The following is a 17,771-nucleotide window of genomic DNA, read 5'->3' as shown; positions in this document are numbered from 1 at the left end:
TTATGCAACTAACGGGGCAGGTTAGCTCTATAAAATTGAGCTATTACACCTAAAAAATTGGACTATTTTACATAACGTGAATTCTAGGTAATAAAAAAGCCTTTATACTGAGATTAAAGGCTTTTTGCTACGTTTTAACTTTGTAAGTTCAATTATTTAAGACGAAAGCTATCAGTATGGGATTTTCCTTTATCCTTCCAAGTAACATGAACTTTATAAATATGCCCTTTCTTAGGCCCATCTCCACCATAAAATTCTGCAGAAAATGGGTATAATACCGTTTCTTCACCGTCTTCGGCTATTCCTTCTTCAAAATCTCCTACAGACATTAGAGTTTTATTATTATCTGTAAAAGTTATATCTTCTACAGTAACTTTATCTCCAGAATTTTGCTTAAGGGTGCCAGTCCAACCCTTTTCAACATATTGATCTTGATTCTTTTTATAAGTTGCTTTCCACATTCCATTTTCAGATGTACCCCAGATTGCAATACTGTTGTAATACCAATATACTCCTCCACCCAAAAGTACAAAAATAATTAATAATTTTAAATAACTTTTCTTTTTCATGAAATTCCCCTTATATAACTTTTTATAACTATGTTACTTCAATTTACCAGAGGTTATTAAAGCAAACTATCTTTTTTTTATAAAAATAAAATATGAATATGATATGCAGAGCTAGTTTACCGTTTCTATTTCATAAATTAGGGGAGGGTTTCATGGAGAGAAAAACGAGCATATACTGCCTATATGGGGGATAGATCCTGTGGATTTCTTAATGAACTAACGGGGCAGGATAGTTGAAGAGTGCTGTTTGATCTTTTTCAACAATTGGGCCATTTTGTTAAAGATACTTCTTAAAGATGGTTGGATATTTATGTTAAAATCAGGGGGATATACATCAATCTAAATCAGCAGAGGTACTTATATATAAGGGTATTGTGAAATTTGGAGGGGAGTAACAAAAGATGGCATTTGCCGTAGGGTATGGAATTGCATTTATAGGAGCACTTGTAGCTTTTCAACTTAGCAAAGGTAAGTCGAAAAAAAGAAAACACATTGTTTGGGGTATTGCTCTTATGTTGGCAATTTCACCATTCTTATCTTTTGCGGTTGGGCTAACATACGCATTTATTGTTGGGAATGGTTGGGCAGCTTTGATTATGTGGTACTTGTTCCCAATAGGTTTCATCATAGGACTTATTATGCTACTGGTAGGCATATTTAAGAAAAAAGAAATAGAGAAGGTCATGTAACTTCTTCAACTAAAGGGCGCGATTCTTGAAGAAATTTCGCTTTTCTTAACGAACTAACGGGTGCGTTAGCTGAAGATCAGAGCTGTCTTTGAGGCAGCTTTTTTTTATGCAACTAACGGGGCAGGTTAGTTTGATAAGAAAGTCGAATTATATATAAACAGCAACATATTATAATAAGCAATATAAAGATCTCAGTCGGTAAGCCCTCATTATGTTAATACTAAATGGCATCGTGTAACAAAAATTAATGGTATTGAAGAAACTCACCATCCACTTTGTAAATAAAAAGGAGTGTAAAATAATTCATATGCGTTTACAAAACCAGATTATTATTGAATGGACAATAAGGAATTATTATAGCGATTTCTCCTTTGAAAAACATATTGCAGACGTAATAAAAGAATCTCATACACTTAAAGAAGGGGAAGCACTGGAAATTCATCAAGTAGTCTATGTGGGTGAATTTAATAGTGAAAAATTATATTTAATTATTTTAAATATTGTACCCGAAAAATTGAGTAAATAGATTCGAGCTGCCTTTAAGGCAGCTTTTTGTTATGGAACTAACGGGGCAGGTTAGTTCAATAAGAAAACCAGTCAATTTATTAATGGTTGAAGCTCAAACCTTATTATCCAATCCAATTTTACCGGATCGTTGATCTAAGGATATACGTCCATAATTAAATTCCCGTAACTAAACCCCAAACTGTTTTAAATGATGGTCAAGATGCTTATAAATTCCATGTCCCCACTGCTCGGAAGAAAGTTTTCCGAAAAAAGGATGTGGGTGACTTGTACAAGCCTCTGGTCCATTCTTTTGGAAGGTTGTAATTTTTTCTTTCAATCTTTCTCTTTCTATTTCAAAATCTTTTTTATCGGTTATTAAAATGGTTGGAATAGTAGACATATTATGTGGTAGGGGCTTGTCATTATAAAACATGGTTTTTGCAAACCGACCTACTAATAGCCCTAACCAACCTCTTGGAGGCATAGAATAGCCCATAGCAATGTCTTGGAAGGATGAGCAATGAGCTAACATTTGTGCGACATCCATTTTTCCCCATAATGGTTTTGAATTTGCGCTTAAGTTGTCGATACGTTTTAAAATTTCTTCTGTATACAAGACCTCAAAAATATTATTCATTAGAAAAACTCCTCTAATTTTGTTGATTTAAAACAGTAATTGATTATTTAATGTATATTCAACGTCAACATTATTTTATCCTTCTAAGCTAAAGGGGGACTGTTCCAGGTGGGTTGAAGTCCTGTTGGTTGAGCTAATATGAAGAGACAGTTTAGTTTAGTTCATTAACTTCCAGTTGTTAAGAAACTTTCACTTGTGTCTATTCGTATAGTTATTTAATCATTATGAAAAATGGGGGGGAGGAGTTTGGTTTCAAAAAGGGAAATTACTTTAAGAAAAGTGCTAAATATATATGGGGTTTTCGCTGTTCTTGCATTAATATTATCAATTTTTACGACTCCTATTTCTATAAACGAAAACATGCAACTTTTTTACAATGAAGATTTAAATATGGAAGCGAAATAGGTAAAGGAGTTCTTATTCTTTATTTTTGGTTCTGCTTTAGTTTACTTTTCCTTAGTAAATCTTTATTACAAATATATGAAGTGATAGAGATTCTCTAACTAACGGGTGCTTTACTTCATTGACCAGGAGCTGATCAGCAGCTCCTTTTTGTATAAAAACACCTTTAGTAAAAAAGCCATGCTAAAATAAACCCTCCATATTCTCATTTTTTTTAAGGGCGTAAATGTACTATTTCGTTATTTTAACTGGTTATGCAGTTTGTTGTTCAGATGGAGCGAAAAAACATAAACTGAGGTTGCTTTAATGCATGATACATGGATTTATAATCATTTCATCAATACAGCGTTCTTCCCTATTTTATTAGTAATAATTTTTACAGCTATCTTTATTTACTTGTTATCTAAAAGTAAAAACAATCCGTAAACTTATTCCCCTACTATAGTTGTCTCTTTTATAACAACTATAGTAGGGGAATTCCTAACGTCACAGTATGTGTCTGATGTGTAGCATAAACCTTTTAAGGGCAATATAATATTACGAGCAAGGATCTTAGTCACCAATTGCACTTCCACCAGCGATCCTTGCTCATTGCTTCATTTCAATTACAAAAGTTTTTATACCACTGAGACATTTTTTTCTTGATAACAATAATTTTATTTCTTTTTACATAAATTACTGATCTAAACAAATCCTAATATCAATAAATATTAGGAGGTGAAAACGATGGCACGTAACAACAGTAATCAATTAATAGTTAATGGTGCTGAGCAAGCTTTACAACAAATGAAGAATGAAATCGCATCTGAATTCGGCGTACAACTTGGTGCTGACACAACATCAAGAGCTAATGGTTCTGTAGGTGGAGAAATCACTAAACGATTAGTCCAAATGGCTGAACAACAATTAGGCGGAAAACAGTTCTAATAATTTACTTAGAAATGAGGGAGTAGTGGGCTACACTACTTCCTTTTTTTATTATTTTTACACTTCCTTTCCACTGACAGTTTGTGTCAACTCTACAATAATCCTTAATAACGGGTGCATTAGCTAAAGATCAGAGCTGTCTTTGAGGTAGCTTTTTCTTTATGCAACTATCGGGGCAGCATTCCTGTAATCAGTGAAATTGAAGTTTGAACAAAAAAATAACCTCTTGGTAGAATGAGAGAGTCCTGAAGCTCGGCGAAGAAAAGGACAAAACTCAAATACCAGGAGGCTTTAAAATGAATTATAACCAAAATAAGAAAATTGCTCAAATTACCTCTCAAACCCTTATTGTAGGGGTGGATATTGCTAAATTCAAGCATCTGGCACGTGCTCAAGACTTTAGAGGAATGGAGTTTGGATCACCTTGTTATTTTGAGAATACAAAAGAGGGATTCGAGCATTTTCTTAATTGGATTATGGAAATCAAGAAAGAACAATGTATGGAGAATGTGATAGTTGGGATGGAACCGACAGGGCATTATTGGTTCAACCTAGCTCATATGTTAAAAGAAAATGAAATTAAGTTTGTAGCTGTAAACCCTTTGCACGTCAAGAAAAGCAAGGAGCTTGATGATAATTCTCCTACTAAAAATGATGTGAAAGATGCTAAAGTCATTGCACAGTTGGTCAAAGACGGAAGATACGCCGAACCTACGATACCACAAGGAGTTTATGCCGAACTACGAGTGGCGAAGAAAATTCGTGATCTTTTAACAGAGGATCTTCAGACGGTCCAAGGCCAGGTCCATAACTGGATTGATCGGTACTTTCCAGAATTTCTAACGGTATTTAAGAAGTGGGAGGGAAAAGCAGCATTACAATTCTTAAAGCTCTATGCTTTACCACATGAAATAGTAAATTTCACTGAACAAGAACTGTTAGCCCACTTAAGAAAAACCGTGACCCGAAGTGTAGGTCTAAGCAAAATTCGTAAGTTAAAGCAAGCAGCCAGTAAGTCCATCGGACTTCGACAAGGCTCCGAAATGGCAAAACTAGAGCTGAAAAAGCTTCTGGCTAAATATGAATTAATCCACTTAAAATTCGAAGAATTGGATACAAAAATAGATTGTTTACTTGATGAAATACCAGGTGTACCACAAATGTTAGCGATAAAAGGTGTTGGTAGAGACACTATTGCCGGCTTCTTTGCAGAAGTTGGTGACCTTAAGGAATATACTCATCCCAGACAAATTATTAAGCTGGCCGGCTTAAGCTTAAAAGAAAATACCTCTGGTAAGCATAAGGGGAAAACAACCATCACAAAGAGGGGACGGAAAAAGCTGCGAGCCCTGTTGTTCAGGGTTTGTATGATTCTGGTCGCCAAGAATTCAGCATTTAAGGCATTACATGCCTACTATACTCAACGTCCAGATAATCCATTAAAGAAGATGCAGTCCCTTATTGCTTTATGTAATAAACTGATCCGTATTTTCTTTAGCATGGGTAAAAAGCAATTTGAATTTAATGAAGAAAAGATGTTAAAGGATATTCCTCATATGCGAGTATCAAAGAAGGTGGAACTAGCAGCTTGATTCAGTTTTAGATTAGATAAAATAGTAGAGGCGAGTTTTCTTGGTTAAGTATATTTGGGTATCATTTGAAGCACGGATTAGTCGGCAAAGCAACTAAATTACGGGCAAGGACCCTGTGGGGCAGCATGGCTGACATCCACCTCATGGAAAGGTTGGACGAAGGAATTTGAGAGCGAAGACTCTGTGAGGCATGGGAGGGTTGACCTCCATGAGAAATGTGGACATCCACCAGTGCAATCATAATTTAACTCATTCACCAATTTATGTAAGTGGTTGGTTAGTGGGCTATAAATCTTTTTTCTCCAAAGGTCTAATTTTAGCCATTCAAGTGATTTTTCCCCAACTATTAAGTGATTACCGGCAGGTAAACTACTATGAAAATCTAAGAAAAACGGAGATATCGAGAGGTTTTGCTTTCTTTATTGAGGGAGTTTAGTTGAAGAAGGAAATTTCCAATAATCGGGCGAAATATTTAGAATAAAATATTTTGAGGAGGATTAAATTGAGTAATCTGGTGAAAATTAAAGCCCTTAAATTCCCTGATATTCTTCACTATGAATGGGAAGGCGAACTGCTTCGTCACACTACCGATTATTTACTTGTCCTATGCAAACCAGGTCGCAAATTGATTCATCATACCAAAAATAAGATTTTTACTATCGAAAATACCTCTTTAGAGTATTTTTCCTTGAAAGAATGGTTCACGGCTGCGATGGAGGTTGAAGATGGAAAAGTTGTATCTTTAAAAGTAAGTTTCCGGACCCTTAAATAGTGCAATTCAGCCCTATCAAAAAGTGAGCGTTATACATACTTACTTACCCATACTTAAGTAATCAGACATAAATACCTTTCTCTGAAAGGAACACTATCAAGTAATAGGGATAGAAAAGAAGAAGAGATTACTTAAAAGCCGGACCCGTGATTTCTACGTGTCTGGCCCTGGTCCCTACACTAGCTGATTCAGGCGTTCTCTATCCATCTTAGCCCTATCCAGCATCTTTTCCCGATACTCTTCATATGTCTTGCTTTTCTCAGGGACGATTGCTTTTAGCTCTTCATTGGTCAGTGGTAAATCCACGTAGTAAATCATCTTGTTAGGGTATAGTTTGCTCTTCATTCTTCGCACCAGGCCGGCATTAACTAGCCGTTTTAATGACTGTCTTATAGTCCCATCACTAGCACCGCCACAATCCATCTGTAGCGTCTCAATCCGGGGCCAAGCATAACCGTATTCCGCGTTATCGTACTGCATGAGCAATGTGTAGAGGTACACGTCATTGGGCCTAATCAAGCCAAACCGCACATAATTGTTGAGAGTGGCTGGTATCTGTTCAAAGTTCTCTTTCAGGTTATCCTTACATCGTAATTCTGTTCCCTTGATCGTTTGTATAGTTTTCATTGCAAGTTCCTCCTAGAATGGTTTCTTCAAAAGAGTACTTGCTGATTTGACCCAAAAAAGGACATCTAATTTTTTCAATGTCTAGATTCCTAATGAGTCACCCACCCTTCACTATTATGGATGCCTTTCTTTCTGCAAATACTTTACACCAAAACAGCAACAATCTGTAATAACAAACCTACAACAATTAGCCCCAACCCTATTAAAGTATTTTTCTTAACTTTTCTTTTCTCACTCTTTTGATGTTCACCCTCGAAGCTATTCCAAGTTCCTAGTTTTGATTTATCATAAAAAACTATATCCCAAGCCATAAAAGCCATAAATAGCACTCCTATAATATCAATTACCAGCCCTGTTATTTGTAAGTATGCACTCATTTTAATTCCCCTTAATTTTTATATTTTGGTTAATTATAGTTGATTTTTGGTTTTAACGGTTTTCATACTGATATTTGCTTAGCATACAAAATTTTCGAAATGTTGGCGGTACCCTGACGCTACCCCAAGATTTAGTAGGGAGACAAAAAGTAGTAGAATTTAAATAAACAAGGAAACTCGACATCTATTTACAATACTGGAAAAAGGAGATGTATTCATTGTAAGTGGCTCTCGCGAAAAAAATAAATGTTGTATGAAATTGCTACTTAGAATCCTTGTTTACTGCTATCCATCAGCTATTTTTTTAGTGTGTTTTTTAGTGCGATTCTCAGTGTAAATTTCGCAAAAGGTTTACCATTAGATTAAACCTAATAGCTTATTGACTTTTTATCATGAAATGTATAATATAACGGTGAAATTGAATTAAAGAACTACACATTATATCACAATTATATATCTCTGCAATATGTTTCCTGACAAGGTGCTGGCTTATCTAGGGACGCGTTGTCGGGTATATGTGGGTCGTGTATGTCTAAGACCAAGGGTTTCTAAAAGTCTCGATATTCCCCGGAGCGTATACTTTTCACCCCATTCCTTTGCAATATACTGCGCTACTAAGGAAAGGGTCCAATTGTATGTAGTAGAAAGTCCTACATCCATGGGCGTTTGATGAGTGACTACTTGAACAAGTTCTTGTTTCTGTTTGTCAGTTAGCTTGTGTGGTGCACCTGAAGAATGCTTCATTTTTAAGCCATCAATTCCCTCTTTTTTATAGGCATTGATATAAGTGGAGATGGTTTTAGGACTACGAAGAGTTATGTCACTGATTTCTTTTTGCTTGTAACCTTTTATGTAAAGATAAATCGTTTGATAACGTTCAAACGTCCGACGGTCATTGGCCCCCTTCATAGCTTCCATAACACGTAAAATTTCACTTTGGTTATTCAAAGGAAACATCCCTTCGATTAGATTTTATTGTTTTTATACCCAAACTGTTGAAAATGAAACCCTTTGATTCAACACACGTGAACATATTGTTCCTTTGAATGATCAATAATTATTAGGGTAATTTCAGATCAATTTACAGCTAGTAAAAACGAAGCAACTTGTTTTTACTAGCTGTAAATCATTAGACCGACGGCTAATCGTTTAAAGTAACAGACTTCACGATGGATTAAGAGATATAGTAGTGGTTCTTCGTGCCCTTTGTCCAGTAGAATTTGAGATTTTGAAAACCTATCATTTTAAAGAAAGAAGGATGAGTATGGGGACTTTATACCAAACAAATGAACATGAACGAGAGCGAATCAATGCTTTACAGCGCTATCAGATTCTTGATACCCCTCCAGATGGCTCTTTTGACAGGATTACTGCATTGGCTTCTCAGCTATTAAATGTACCCATCGCAATAACAAGCTTAGTGGATGAGGATCGAATTTGGTTCAAGTCCCATCATGGGTTGGACGTGCAGGAGATTGACAGGGAGCCCGGTCTCTGTGCCTCGGCCATTCTGAACAACGTACCCTATATTCTTAATGATGCAAGTATAGATCCTCGCTCGTTGGCAAACCCTTTGGTTGCAGGAGAAATGGGCTTGCGTTTTTATGCAGGGATTCCTCTGGTTACCCATGATAATCACAACCTTGGGGTGTTATGTGTAATTGATTTCGAGCCGCGTGAAATCACTAAACAGGAAATCAATATTCTTAGTAAGCTCGCTCAAGTCGTCATGGACGAGATGGAATTACGTTTGGCTGCACGTAAAATTGAAAAACTTAGTAAGGAAAAATCAAATTTATTAGCAGTTTTAAGCCATGAGATTCGTACGCCACTGAACGGTGTAATTGGAATGTCCAGTTTACTACATTCTACTGAATTGACCCAAGAACAAAATGAATATGTTGACGTGATTGAGACGAGCAGCCAATCCCTACTTACTATGGTGAATCATATATTGGGTTATTCGAAGATAGAGTCAGGTAAAATGAACTTGAACATCCAACCCTTTGACATCCATTTCTGTATAAAAAAGGTTATGGATCTGTTTTCTGCTGAAGTAGAGGAAAAAGAGCTTTGTTTAACCTATGAAATTGATCCTAAAATTCCAGATATTTTAATAGCTGACGATCATAAAATCCGTCAGATTTTGGTTAACTTAGTGGGGAATGCTGTCAAGTTTACTAAAGAGGGAGAAATTAGAACTCTAATTAATTTGGTTTCTTATGAATACGACGCCGGTTATGCAACAGTATCCTTTACAGTGAAAGATACAGGGATCGGTATTCCGAATCACCAAACCCACCGATTATTCCAACCTTTTAGTCAAATACAGGCATCGGAGTCCGATGAAATTAGAGAAGGAACGGGCCTTGGTCTTTCTATCTGTAAACAATTGGTGGAATTGATGAATGGACGTATTTGGCTGGAGGAATCAACCAAAAGTGGTTCGACCTTTACCTTTGAACTCAGATTGCCATTCGAATATTGATATCTGAATAAAATAGAGATCAAGAAAAGGGGATGTCTAATCGACAACCCTTTTTGTCCTATAAAAACTTGATTATGTTCTTGATTTTATGATTTCTAATAGATAACTTCATTGGATATACCGATTTTTGGTATCATCGTAATAAGTAATTCCTAATCCCTGTGTTCTTTAACATTAATAGCTTGGTCCTTTTTCTCTAAGGTTCGCTAACTTCTAACCTTTGTATGTGCAGCAGATAAGTATCTTTTTTGACTCTCCTACATTTTTCGTCGACAGAAGTTCTTACGCATTCTTAAATTCTTTCTACAGGTTTTACTTTCAAAATTTATTATTTCCCCTATTTTATATGAATTTTTGTGTGGAGGTTCGGATTTTAAGTAAACTATTTAAATTAATGGTATGACCCATATTTATGGTAAAGTATGAAAAAGATGAATTTCAAGTTCAAAATCATTTCGCAGAGTAGAAACTTTTACATGTAGCTTCTATACTTGCAAAGACTATAATGAGGGGGGGGAATCTCTAACACTATTTTTTGCTAGTTAAAATATAAACCATTACATCCAGACAACATTCACAATTACGAAAAGAGGATTAATATGTGTGAAGTTGGACTTATTCTAAACCCCTCTGCAGGGAACGGACAATTAAAGGAAAACATCGATTTGATAACTGATAAACTTACAACTAAGTTTGAGTCAGTCAATGTCTATATAACTTCCAGACCTGGAGACGGTGCGAAATATATACGTCAGATTTCCAGTGAAGTTGATTTGATTATTGGAGCTGGCGGTGATGGAACGATATATGAATTAATCAATGCGATTTGTAAACTGAATGAACGCCCTAAGTTTGCCATTATTCCAGGAGAACTTGTAATGATTTTTCAAGAGCTGTTAGTATGTCACAGGATCCTTTTCAAGCTCTCGATCAGATTTTGGAGGGTAAAGAAGAAAAAGTAGACGTTGGTCATGCTAACGACCAATACTTCCTGAACTTTTGGGGAATCGGATTAATAACCCAGGTTTCAGAAAACATTGAATCTGACAAAAAGGAGACATTGGGTAGGCTATCCTACTATATGAGTGCTATTCATACTGTGAAAGAAGCAATTCCATTTAACTTAACATTGACTTCTAATAAAATGAATTATGATGGTGAGGCTGTAATGGTTATTGTCGGAAACGGCCCTTTTACCGGTGGATTAAAGGCATTTTTCCCAAAGAACAGTATTCAAGATGGAATGTTCGACGTTCTTATCCTTAAGGGCACATCAGTACCAACCTTTTGGTCCATTCTGAAATCCAGTATTTTTAATAAAGATCTGTTTAACAAAGAAGAGATTGTCCACTTTCAAACGAATGAATTGACTATATCATGTAATCCACAGCAACAAATCGATTGTGATGGGGAACATAATTATAAAACACCCACTAAATTAACCGTTTTACCAAAACACTTAACAATGATTGTTGCTGAATATATTGAATAGAACCTGAAAAGGATAAATAATTTTAATGAGGCACCCTGCGGATAAGAGAGCAAAAAAGAAGAACTATTATTGATGTGTGGTTATTCCAACGCGAAAAAGGAACGAATTAAAAAAGGGATATCTTACCATCTAACAGTTTGAATTTAGTTGTTTCGTAAATCTCATTGTGTAGAACACCCATCCATTTTTATTTCGTTTTGACATCGACTATTTGAAAAAAGTTGAACGTGATTTTTAAATCTAATTCGTCCTGAATGAAGATTATTTTACTATAACGATCAATTTTCGCTACCGTTCCGAGTGAAAGAAACCATCTTTCCAAGTGGTTATTTCTAAAATTGTTTTTTCTTGTAGGCTTTCGGATAGCAGGCGTTCAATTTCTTCAATTTGTGATTTGTCCAGTTGAGGTCTAGCAGTTCTTAAGTGATCACGGTCCCCGTCCTTTAAAGTTTTTATATGTTCCGGCACGAAGAATCCTTGCCATTTGATATTACCACGATCACGAAGCATTAAAACCCTCCCTATTATTATAGAAACATATATTCTATTTAATCAAGTTATGTAGAACGAGAAATTTTTAGAGGTATTTTCCAGTTCTTCTTATTTATCGAACAGGTAGCCTTTAAGTTGCATGATTTCTTCAGGATTAAGAGCTGTAAGCGACGTTTAGATTAAGAGTATTCCTGAACAGCAGGCCAGCTAATACAGACTGTACAGAAAGGTAAGAACTTAACCTTTTTGGCATTCTGTACGGTCGTTTAGGCATTTAAATGTCCCAACCTCGATCTGTACGGCTAACTCCTACATTCGGTAGTTTCCTTGTTCCATTTATGGCAAGTCATCATACCAAAATAGACTTTATGCAATCTCCATTTTTATCCTAGACTCAGATTATCATGTAAACATAGTTAAACGACTTTAACTATTATAAAACAAGACAAATTAAAAAAGTCAATTCCGTACTGCGAATCAGCCTTTTTAATTTGTTTAGTTTTGTTTCAATCGTCTATAAAAAAATACATTTTTCGGAAACTTAATAGGAGGAGGGGCATTATATCGTCTATCCATTGTTTCTTAGTTCCAAGTGCTATTACAATATTTTTACTCCTACTTTTCTTCTCTAGGCTTGATATTGTAAGGAATAGGTTCTTCTTTCTTAATTTTCTTTGTATCTGTATACATACTTGAGCGTAAACGGATAAATTGATAAAGGTGTGTGACGATCACTTTCAGTATGGCATAACCCGGAACTGCTAGAATAATACCTATAATTCCGAATAGATTTCCTGCAGTCAAAATTACAAAAATGACAGTAATGGGATGAATGTTCAAACTTTTACCCATGATTTGAGGTGATATTAACTTACCTTCAAGTAATTGGACGATAATCCAAACAACAGCCAGTTTTAGAACCATGAATGGTGACATGACAAAAGCAATGATAATAGCCGGTAAAATAGCAATAATCGGGCCTAAATAAGGAACTACGTTTGTCAACATAGCTATAATTGCGAGCAATAACGCATAGTCAATCCCAATAATTAAATAGCCAATAAAAAACAGGACACCGATACAAGTAGCAACAAAAAGTTGACCTCGAATGTATGAACTTAATGCATGATTCATGTCCCCAAAGATTTCTTTTGCTTCGGGACGTGTTTGATTGGGTAAAAGCCTTACGATGTATTTCGGTAAATCTTTACCATCCTTTAATAAATAAAAAAGGATAAAAGGCAAGACAGCAAACGCTAGGATCACTTCAGTGAGTGTACCAATAAAAGTAAGAACGCCCTGTGAAAAGCCGGAAATATACTCGTTAAGATGACCGGAAAAGCTTTTAGAAACCTTATCTATGTCAGTATTAGTCGATTGGGCTCCCTGTTTAACATACTTATTTTGAGAAACATTCTGAACCATATCTTGAATATCATGACTGATTTTTGGAATGTTACTTACTAGACTTTGTACTTGATCTTTTAAAGGGGGGATAACAGATAAAATGACGATCGCCAACAAACCTATTATGACTAAGTATAGTAACAGAATAGATAGAATCCTCTTATTCCCCTTCTTTTCCAAATAATTAATCAATGGATTAAACAAATAAAAGCAGACGCCAGCTAATAAGACCGGTAAAAAGATCGTTTTTGCAAAGATTGCAAACGGCACCAGAATAAAAGTGATTTTAGATAAAGCAAAGGTTGTGATGCTAAGTAAAAAGACGATTATCGTATAGACAATGAATTTGCTATTTAATATCTTCTTTTTGAAAAAAGTATCCCTGGGGTTTCTTTCTTCCAATAATATCCAACTCCTAATTCTATTATTTACTATTTTGATTTAATAACTCCTTTATCGTATCATCTCATCGTCCTTTCCCATAACTCACATACTGCATTCACTCAAAATCTATTATATACTAACAATTCATCTTTTTTAGCACGGATTGTTACTTCAACTTTTTCTTATTTAGGAGAACTCTTATGTCCCATTTAAGATATTTTATGAGTATAACCTCAAAGAAAAAGGGTAATCTTAAATAACTGATTAATTTCTCTAACATACTTAATGAAGGTTTTATCATGAATGAAAACAAGGGAACGAAAAAAAGCAGAAGGAAAACTTGATAAGGTAAAAGTAGAAGTAAAAGAAAAACAGGGCAAATAATAAAGGGTTAAAACTTGAAGGGAAATGGGATAAAGATAAAGGAGCTGTTAAGGAAACAGCTGGTAAAGTAAAAGATGCATGGTCCCGATAAGGATAAGAAATAAAAATCCGGTCATAAATAAACCTGCAAATGGTGAAACAATTACCATTTGCAGGTTTTTTCATTTTTTATTCCTTGTATGGATGTAAAGACATTAATTGGGGGGATTAAGTCTTTTGTAACGCGCCTCAGCAAACATATATACACCGTATGCAATTAATCCAAGGGAAACAATCGTGAGCATCACAGGTCCAAACGGTTGAGTGGCCACCTCAGCAAGTGCGCCGTCAAGACCTTTGGTTTCATCCGGGTCAGCTTGGATTGCTGTTTTAATAAGAAAAACTCCAATAATTCCAAATATTACGCCCCGTGCAGAAATCCCAAACTTCCCAAGGTATTTACTCCACTTCCGTTCCTTTTGGCTCATCTCATTCTTTTTTAACTGTTTTTGAAAACGGCCGGACAATGCCCAGAAAATCTGACCTATTCCGACGATAAGAATGACTGTACCCGTGATGGCAATGATTGTTTGTCCGAATGGCTGTGCTAGCATTCTTGCTGATAATGTTTGATAATGTCCACTAGTTGTATGAACTCTCGTATGAAGTGAAATTTTTACCGTACTGACACATAAGCCAATATAAATAACAGCAACCACCAAATAACTGATTCTGCTAACAATGCCTTTTATATTATAACCCTTATTTTCAGGGTCAAAAATTGTCCTTGTAATTTGCCAACATGCATATCCACTCAGTCCCACAGCTAAAATGATAACCACTAAGAATCCAAACGGTTGTTTTGCAATGGTATATAAAGCCCCTTGAGAGGTTGTTAACTTCCCTCCGAGACCCAACGCCATTTGAATGGCCAACAATCCTATTAGGAAATAAACAGAGCCTTGAGCCATATGACCAAAACGAGCAAAGCGAAACAGCCATGGCTTGGCATCTGCTTTGGCTTGACTTAACTTATTATCAAGAGTTTTCTTCTTATCAAACAGAGACTTTTTCATCCATAATCCCCTTCATAAATATAATAAATAAAAGCTGGCGTATGGAGCATTAGATTAGCTAACCAGTTTTTTAAAAAAGTTAAGTTGTAAATTTCACTTATAGTTTTTTAAGTAACGACTAAGCGTTCTCTGTAATTGTCTAATGTAGATCTAAGATAAAATTCTATTAATATAAAAAACGGACACAATCTTGTGTCCGTTTCGATAGTTAACCACGTTTTCGCAAACTTCTTAAAATAAGGCTGATAATAAAAACTAAGATAATGGCTCCAATAATAGCCGGTATGATAAAGAAACCGCCTACTTCTGGTCCCCATGATCCTAAAATTAGAGAACCTAGCCAAGCGCCGATAAAACCAGCAATAATGTTCCCAATAATTCCACCCGGTATATCACGGCCTGCAATAAGACTTGCAATCCAACCGATAATTCCTCCAATAATAAGTGCCCAAATAAACCCCAAAACATTTCCTCCTTAAAAAAACATAAATGTTGAAAAACATAAAATGATGAAAAATGTATTTCGGTAGTAATTTTCCCTGTTTTGAAAGATATAAACCTAAAAAAGAAAAAAGAATTATGAAATTCTCCCCACAGTCCTACATCTCAAATGAAAGGGTTAATATTATTGTTGGATAACTTCTCATTTAAGTACTAAAAAAATTCAAGTTTTACATCCAAGATAAACGGGGTACTACTTGAAAATAATTAACATCTCATAGGAGGAATCAACTAATGAATACAAATAATAGTATCTGGAACGTGAATTTAATACTGAGCAAGAAGTTGTAAATGCTGTAAAGGAATTAGAATCAAGAGGAGTTTATCAAGAGGACTTATATGTTTTGACACATGAGAAAGATCGAACACAAAAAATTGCTGATAAAGCAGATACTAATACTATCGGTGTGGAAGAACAAGGTTTAGGAACAACTATTAAAAATGCCTTCCAAAAAACCGGAGATGAATTGCGTAATAAGATGGAAGAAATCGGCCTTTCCAAAGAAGAAGCAAACCTTTATGACGAAAAGTTAGATCAAGGAAAAATAATATTATTTGTGAAGGACCAAGAAAAGGATCAAGGGTGGGTTTATCTTTTGCCTTGATTTCAATAATATTATGTAACTCGATTTCTTCAAAGAACCTACTGCGCAACTTCCCCATTCTATGTTCATTCAGCAAGCAAGCATATATCCCGGTGCGTGTTTGAATCTTTTGGTACGCTGATAAAGATAATCGGAATATCTTTGAGCTTCTCAATTTGCTGGATACGTCGTCGGAATCGATAGCATTGATTTTAGCTTCATAATATCAAGCTGGATTAAGTTAAAGGGAAGGAATGAGAAGTATGCGCGAAGAACAATACACAACCAAAAGATGGATAATCTACTGTCCATATACCCAACGCTATGTGAATCACGAAATTTCTTTTGGAGGGACGGATGAAAAGGAAGAAGAGATCGCTACTTGTACAGATATCGAGGATTGCTGCTGCGATTGTTTGTTTCTTCTTGGTTATCGATCCGTAGGTGGGACAGGAAAGAAAAAATCAGTTTTATCAATTCAAATCTCCAAAAACAAGTAAATTTATATAAGTTCATTTATATAACCCTTATTCCACTAACGGGTGTGTAGCTGGAGATTAGAGCTGTCTTTAAGGCAGCTTTTTTGTATGAAAACACATTAGTGAAAGATATTCTAATTTTTTGAAGGACTTAAATGTACTATGTCGTTATTTTGATTGGTTATGCAGTTTGTTGTTCAGATGGAGGGATTGTTGTATATCCTTTCTTTTTTAGGTATTCGATCATTTTTAATTCTTTGTTCATTTGTTTTTCTTCAAGGTAATTTGAGCCTAGTTCATGATAGGGTTCTCCTGTTTTTAAGATGTTGTAAGCAATCGTCAATCGTCAATAGTAAATGAGCAGAAGCGATTCGTCCCTTCATTTTTCCCTGTCGTTTGGTAATCCTTTTTCGATGTGAAGCAATTCGATTATTTTGCCTAGAGGTTGTCAGTACACATTCTACAGCCATCGTTTTTAATGCTTTGTTTCCTTGTGTGGTTTTACTCGTTTTTTTTTACCAGCACTTTCGTAATTTCCAGGACTCACACCAGCCCAAGAGGCAAGATGTTTAGCTGACTTAAATACGGACATATCAACACCCATCTCCGCAATAAAAGTAGCTGCGGCAGCTTTGTTCACACCAGGTATACCATCCAATAATTCTACTTCCTTACGATAAGGGGACAGGAGTTGATCGATTTGTTTTTCCAATTCTTCTATGGTTTGTTCTAAATAACCCATATGCTCCCAATGGTAACGCAACATATCACGATGATGACGGCGAATACGGCCATTAATTGCATGGGCAATGTCAGTAATACTTGCTTTTGTTCGCCAATCCACCATTTTTCGAAGACCATCGGTCTCTATTTTTTCACCATTTAGAATCGCTTCAAGGATACGGCGTCCCGATACACCGAAAATGTCTGATAGAACGGATGTTAGCTTGATATTAGCATCTTGAAGAATTTTGTGAATGCGATTCTGCTCTGATGTGCGATGATGAATCAATTTTTTTCGATAACGAGTAAGATCTCGTAAATCACGAATATCCTCTGGTGGGACAAAATTGCTTTCAATAAGTCCGCATCTTAGAAGCTTGGCAAGCCATTCGGCATCTTTCACATCAGTTTTACGCCCTGGAACATTTTTGACATGCCTGGCATTGGCAAGAACAAGGTGAAAAGATCCTTCGAGTATATTCCATATTGGTTTCCAGTAGACTCCGGTACTTTCCATCACAACATCGGATACCTGAAGGGTAGCGAGCCAATCACTTAAAGCCAACAGTCCCGTTGTTGTAGTTGAAAAAGTTTCAATAGAGGTTTTTGGCTTTTTATCTAATGGACCAAATAATACACAGGCTACTACTGTTTCTTGGTGTACATCTAGGCCAGCACACCGT

The 17,771-nt window shown here is 35.7% G+C and carries 22 protein-coding genes; 12 read left to right on the top strand and 10 right to left on the bottom strand.

Features of this window, described 5'->3' with window-relative positions:
- Window positions 1-152: 152 nt before the first annotated feature.
- Window positions 153-569, bottom strand: a complete 417-nt coding sequence (locus J7I96_RS24690) for a hypothetical protein (RefSeq protein ID WP_127776894.1) — start codon at window positions 567-569, stop codon at window positions 153-155.
- A gap of 401 nt (window positions 570-970) precedes the next feature.
- On the opposite strand from J7I96_RS24690, the gene J7I96_RS24685 reads away from it, so the two are divergent.
- Together J7I96_RS24685 and J7I96_RS24680 are read left to right on the top strand one after the other, a co-directional pair.
- A complete protein-coding gene (locus tag J7I96_RS24685; RefSeq protein ID WP_214925637.1) occupies window positions 971-1,258 on the top strand; it encodes a hypothetical protein in 288 nt (95 codons plus the stop codon).
- Between the two features lie 307 nt (window positions 1,259-1,565).
- Window positions 1,566-1,784 (top strand): hypothetical protein, encoded by a 219-nt coding sequence (locus tag J7I96_RS24680; RefSeq protein ID WP_214925634.1) that lies wholly within the window; start codon window positions 1,566-1,568, stop codon window positions 1,782-1,784.
- A gap of 168 nt (window positions 1,785-1,952) precedes the next feature.
- Here the strand turns inward: J7I96_RS24680 and J7I96_RS24675 are convergent, their stop codons facing one another.
- Window positions 1,953-2,402: a DUF1569 domain-containing protein gene (locus J7I96_RS24675; RefSeq protein WP_214773369.1), complete on the bottom strand. Its 450-nt coding sequence runs from the start codon at window positions 2,400-2,402 to the stop codon at window positions 1,953-1,955.
- 246 nt (window positions 2,403-2,648) lie between these two features.
- Between J7I96_RS24675 and J7I96_RS24670 the strand changes: the two genes are divergently transcribed.
- From J7I96_RS24670 to J7I96_RS24650, 5 genes are all read left to right on the top strand, one after another.
- Window positions 2,649-2,807: a hypothetical protein gene (locus J7I96_RS24670; protein ID WP_214773368.1), complete on the top strand. Its 159-nt coding sequence runs from the start codon at window positions 2,649-2,651 to the stop codon at window positions 2,805-2,807.
- A 723-nt stretch (window positions 2,808-3,530) separates the two neighbouring features.
- Window positions 3,531-3,731 (top strand): alpha/beta-type small acid-soluble spore protein, encoded by a 201-nt coding sequence (locus J7I96_RS24665; RefSeq protein ID WP_214773367.1) that lies wholly within the window; start codon window positions 3,531-3,533, stop codon window positions 3,729-3,731.
- Window positions 3,732-4,027: 296 nt separating this feature from the next.
- Window positions 4,028-5,323 carry an IS110 family RNA-guided transposase gene (locus tag J7I96_RS24660; RefSeq protein WP_214773366.1) on the top strand — a complete coding sequence of 432 codons (1,296 nt, stop codon included), beginning with the start codon at window positions 4,028-4,030 and terminating at the stop codon, window positions 5,321-5,323.
- A gap of 208 nt (window positions 5,324-5,531) precedes the next feature.
- The gene (locus J7I96_RS24655) at window positions 5,532-5,759 is read left to right on the top strand and encodes a hypothetical protein (RefSeq protein WP_214773365.1); all 228 of its coding nucleotides are present in this window, start codon (window positions 5,532-5,534) and stop codon (window positions 5,757-5,759) included.
- A 66-nt stretch (window positions 5,760-5,825) separates the two neighbouring features.
- Complete coding sequence (locus J7I96_RS24650) at window positions 5,826-6,095, top strand: hypothetical protein (protein WP_214772651.1); 270 nt, start codon at window positions 5,826-5,828, stop codon at window positions 6,093-6,095.
- 174 nt (window positions 6,096-6,269) lie between these two features.
- Here the strand turns inward: J7I96_RS24650 and J7I96_RS24645 are convergent, their stop codons facing one another.
- The 3 genes from J7I96_RS24645 to J7I96_RS24635 form a co-directional block, all read right to left on the bottom strand.
- Window positions 6,270-6,722, bottom strand: a complete 453-nt coding sequence (locus J7I96_RS24645; protein ID WP_214925619.1) for a helix-turn-helix domain-containing protein — start codon at window positions 6,720-6,722, stop codon at window positions 6,270-6,272.
- A gap of 143 nt (window positions 6,723-6,865) precedes the next feature.
- A complete protein-coding gene (locus J7I96_RS24640; RefSeq protein WP_214772653.1) occupies window positions 6,866-7,099 on the bottom strand; it encodes a hypothetical protein in 234 nt (77 codons plus the stop codon).
- Window positions 7,100-7,588: 489 nt separating this feature from the next.
- Window positions 7,589-8,047: a helix-turn-helix domain-containing protein gene (locus J7I96_RS24635; RefSeq protein ID WP_214925618.1), complete on the bottom strand. Its 459-nt coding sequence runs from the start codon at window positions 8,045-8,047 to the stop codon at window positions 7,589-7,591.
- 316 nt (window positions 8,048-8,363) lie between these two features.
- Here J7I96_RS24635 and J7I96_RS24630 point away from each other — a divergent pair, with 316 nt between their 5' ends.
- The 3 genes from J7I96_RS24630 (at window position 8,364) to J7I96_RS24625 (ending at window position 11,079) form a co-directional block, all read left to right on the top strand.
- On the top strand, window positions 8,364-9,587 hold the full coding sequence (locus tag J7I96_RS24630; protein WP_214925617.1) for a GAF domain-containing sensor histidine kinase: 1,224 nt from the start codon (window positions 8,364-8,366) through the stop codon (window positions 9,585-9,587).
- 599 nt (window positions 9,588-10,186) lie between these two features.
- Window positions 10,187-10,549, top strand: coding sequence for an acylglycerol kinase family protein (locus J7I96_RS28205; protein WP_251025300.1), 363 nt, complete (start codon window positions 10,187-10,189; stop codon window positions 10,547-10,549).
- Complete coding sequence (locus J7I96_RS24625; RefSeq protein WP_251025301.1) at window positions 10,489-11,079, top strand: diacylglycerol/lipid kinase family protein; 591 nt, start codon at window positions 10,489-10,491, stop codon at window positions 11,077-11,079. The genes J7I96_RS28205 and J7I96_RS24625 overlap by 61 nt, the downstream gene beginning before the upstream one ends.
- A 288-nt stretch (window positions 11,080-11,367) precedes the next feature.
- Here J7I96_RS24625 and J7I96_RS24620 read toward each other — a convergent pair whose 3' ends face one another.
- From J7I96_RS24620 to J7I96_RS24605, 4 genes are all read right to left on the bottom strand, one after another.
- Window positions 11,368-11,589 carry a YolD-like family protein gene (locus tag J7I96_RS24620; RefSeq protein WP_214772656.1) on the bottom strand — a complete coding sequence of 74 codons (222 nt, stop codon included), beginning with the start codon at window positions 11,587-11,589 and terminating at the stop codon, window positions 11,368-11,370.
- Window positions 11,590-12,186: 597 nt separating this feature from the next.
- Window positions 12,187-13,380, bottom strand: coding sequence for an AI-2E family transporter (locus J7I96_RS24615; protein WP_214772658.1), 1,194 nt, complete (start codon window positions 13,378-13,380; stop codon window positions 12,187-12,189).
- A gap of 560 nt (window positions 13,381-13,940) precedes the next feature.
- Window positions 13,941-14,801, bottom strand: a complete 861-nt coding sequence (locus tag J7I96_RS24610) for a DUF1206 domain-containing protein (RefSeq protein WP_214772660.1) — start codon at window positions 14,799-14,801, stop codon at window positions 13,941-13,943.
- A gap of 208 nt (window positions 14,802-15,009) precedes the next feature.
- Window positions 15,010-15,264, bottom strand: coding sequence for a GlsB/YeaQ/YmgE family stress response membrane protein (locus J7I96_RS24605; protein WP_144551300.1), 255 nt, complete (start codon window positions 15,262-15,264; stop codon window positions 15,010-15,012).
- Window positions 15,265-15,556: 292 nt separating this feature from the next.
- On the opposite strand from J7I96_RS24605, the gene J7I96_RS24600 reads away from it, so the two are divergent.
- Window positions 15,557-15,907, top strand: coding sequence for a YflT domain-containing protein (locus J7I96_RS24600; RefSeq protein WP_214772674.1), 351 nt, complete (start codon window positions 15,557-15,559; stop codon window positions 15,905-15,907).
- Window positions 15,908-16,149: 242 nt separating this feature from the next.
- Entirely contained in the window at window positions 16,150-16,386 is a 237-nt protein-coding gene (locus tag J7I96_RS24595; RefSeq protein WP_214772663.1) for a hypothetical protein, read from the top strand.
- A 454-nt stretch (window positions 16,387-16,840) separates the two neighbouring features.
- Here the strand turns inward: J7I96_RS24595 and J7I96_RS24590 are convergent.
- Window positions 16,841-17,771, bottom strand: a 931-nt coding sequence (locus J7I96_RS24590; protein ID WP_215048152.1) for an IS110 family RNA-guided transposase, incomplete at its 5' end; no start/stop codon positions are given.

Origin of the sequence: Bacillus sp. ISL-78 (assembly GCF_018613455.1) — a bacterium.
Lineage (GTDB): Bacteria > Bacillota > Bacilli > Bacillales > DSM-1321 > Peribacillus > Peribacillus frigoritolerans.
Note: the sequence above shows the minus strand (reverse complement) of the source record. Positions and strands in the feature narration are given on the sequence as shown.

What these genes read in the sequence shown, in the direction of transcription:
- J7I96_RS24645 (WP_214925619.1), bottom strand. Translation starts at nt 6,722, where the DNA reads ATGAAAACTATACAAACGATCAAGGGAACAGAATTACGATGTAAGGAT.
- J7I96_RS28205 (WP_251025300.1), top strand. Translation starts at nt 10,187, where the DNA reads ATGTGTGAAGTTGGACTTATTCTAAACCCCTCTGCAGGGAACGGACAA.
- J7I96_RS24660 (WP_214773366.1), top strand. Translation starts at nt 4,028, where the DNA reads ATGAATTATAACCAAAATAAGAAAATTGCTCAAATTACCTCTCAAACC.
- J7I96_RS24690 (WP_127776894.1), bottom strand. Translation starts at nt 569, where the DNA reads ATGAAAAAGAAAAGTTATTTAAAATTATTAATTATTTTTGTACTTTTG.
- J7I96_RS24630 (WP_214925617.1), top strand. Translation starts at nt 8,364, where the DNA reads ATGGGGACTTTATACCAAACAAATGAACATGAACGAGAGCGAATCAAT.
- J7I96_RS24675 (WP_214773369.1), bottom strand. Translation starts at nt 2,402, where the DNA reads ATGAATAATATTTTTGAGGTCTTGTATACAGAAGAAATTTTAAAACGT.
- J7I96_RS24620 (WP_214772656.1), bottom strand. Translation starts at nt 11,589, where the DNA reads ATGCTTCGTGATCGTGGTAATATCAAATGGCAAGGATTCTTCGTGCCG.
- J7I96_RS24595 (WP_214772663.1), top strand. Translation starts at nt 16,150, where the DNA reads ATGCGCGAAGAACAATACACAACCAAAAGATGGATAATCTACTGTCCA.
- J7I96_RS24680 (WP_214925634.1), top strand. Translation starts at nt 1,566, where the DNA reads ATGCGTTTACAAAACCAGATTATTATTGAATGGACAATAAGGAATTAT.
- J7I96_RS24685 (WP_214925637.1), top strand. Translation starts at nt 971, where the DNA reads ATGGCATTTGCCGTAGGGTATGGAATTGCATTTATAGGAGCACTTGTA.
- J7I96_RS24665 (WP_214773367.1), top strand. Translation starts at nt 3,531, where the DNA reads ATGGCACGTAACAACAGTAATCAATTAATAGTTAATGGTGCTGAGCAA.
- J7I96_RS24655 (WP_214773365.1), top strand. Translation starts at nt 5,532, where the DNA reads ATGAGAAATGTGGACATCCACCAGTGCAATCATAATTTAACTCATTCA.
- J7I96_RS24640 (WP_214772653.1), bottom strand. Translation starts at nt 7,099, where the DNA reads ATGAGTGCATACTTACAAATAACAGGGCTGGTAATTGATATTATAGGA.
- J7I96_RS24625 (WP_251025301.1), top strand. Translation starts at nt 10,489, where the DNA reads ATGTCACAGGATCCTTTTCAAGCTCTCGATCAGATTTTGGAGGGTAAA.
- J7I96_RS24610 (WP_214772660.1), bottom strand. Translation starts at nt 14,801, where the DNA reads ATGAAAAAGTCTCTGTTTGATAAGAAGAAAACTCTTGATAATAAGTTA.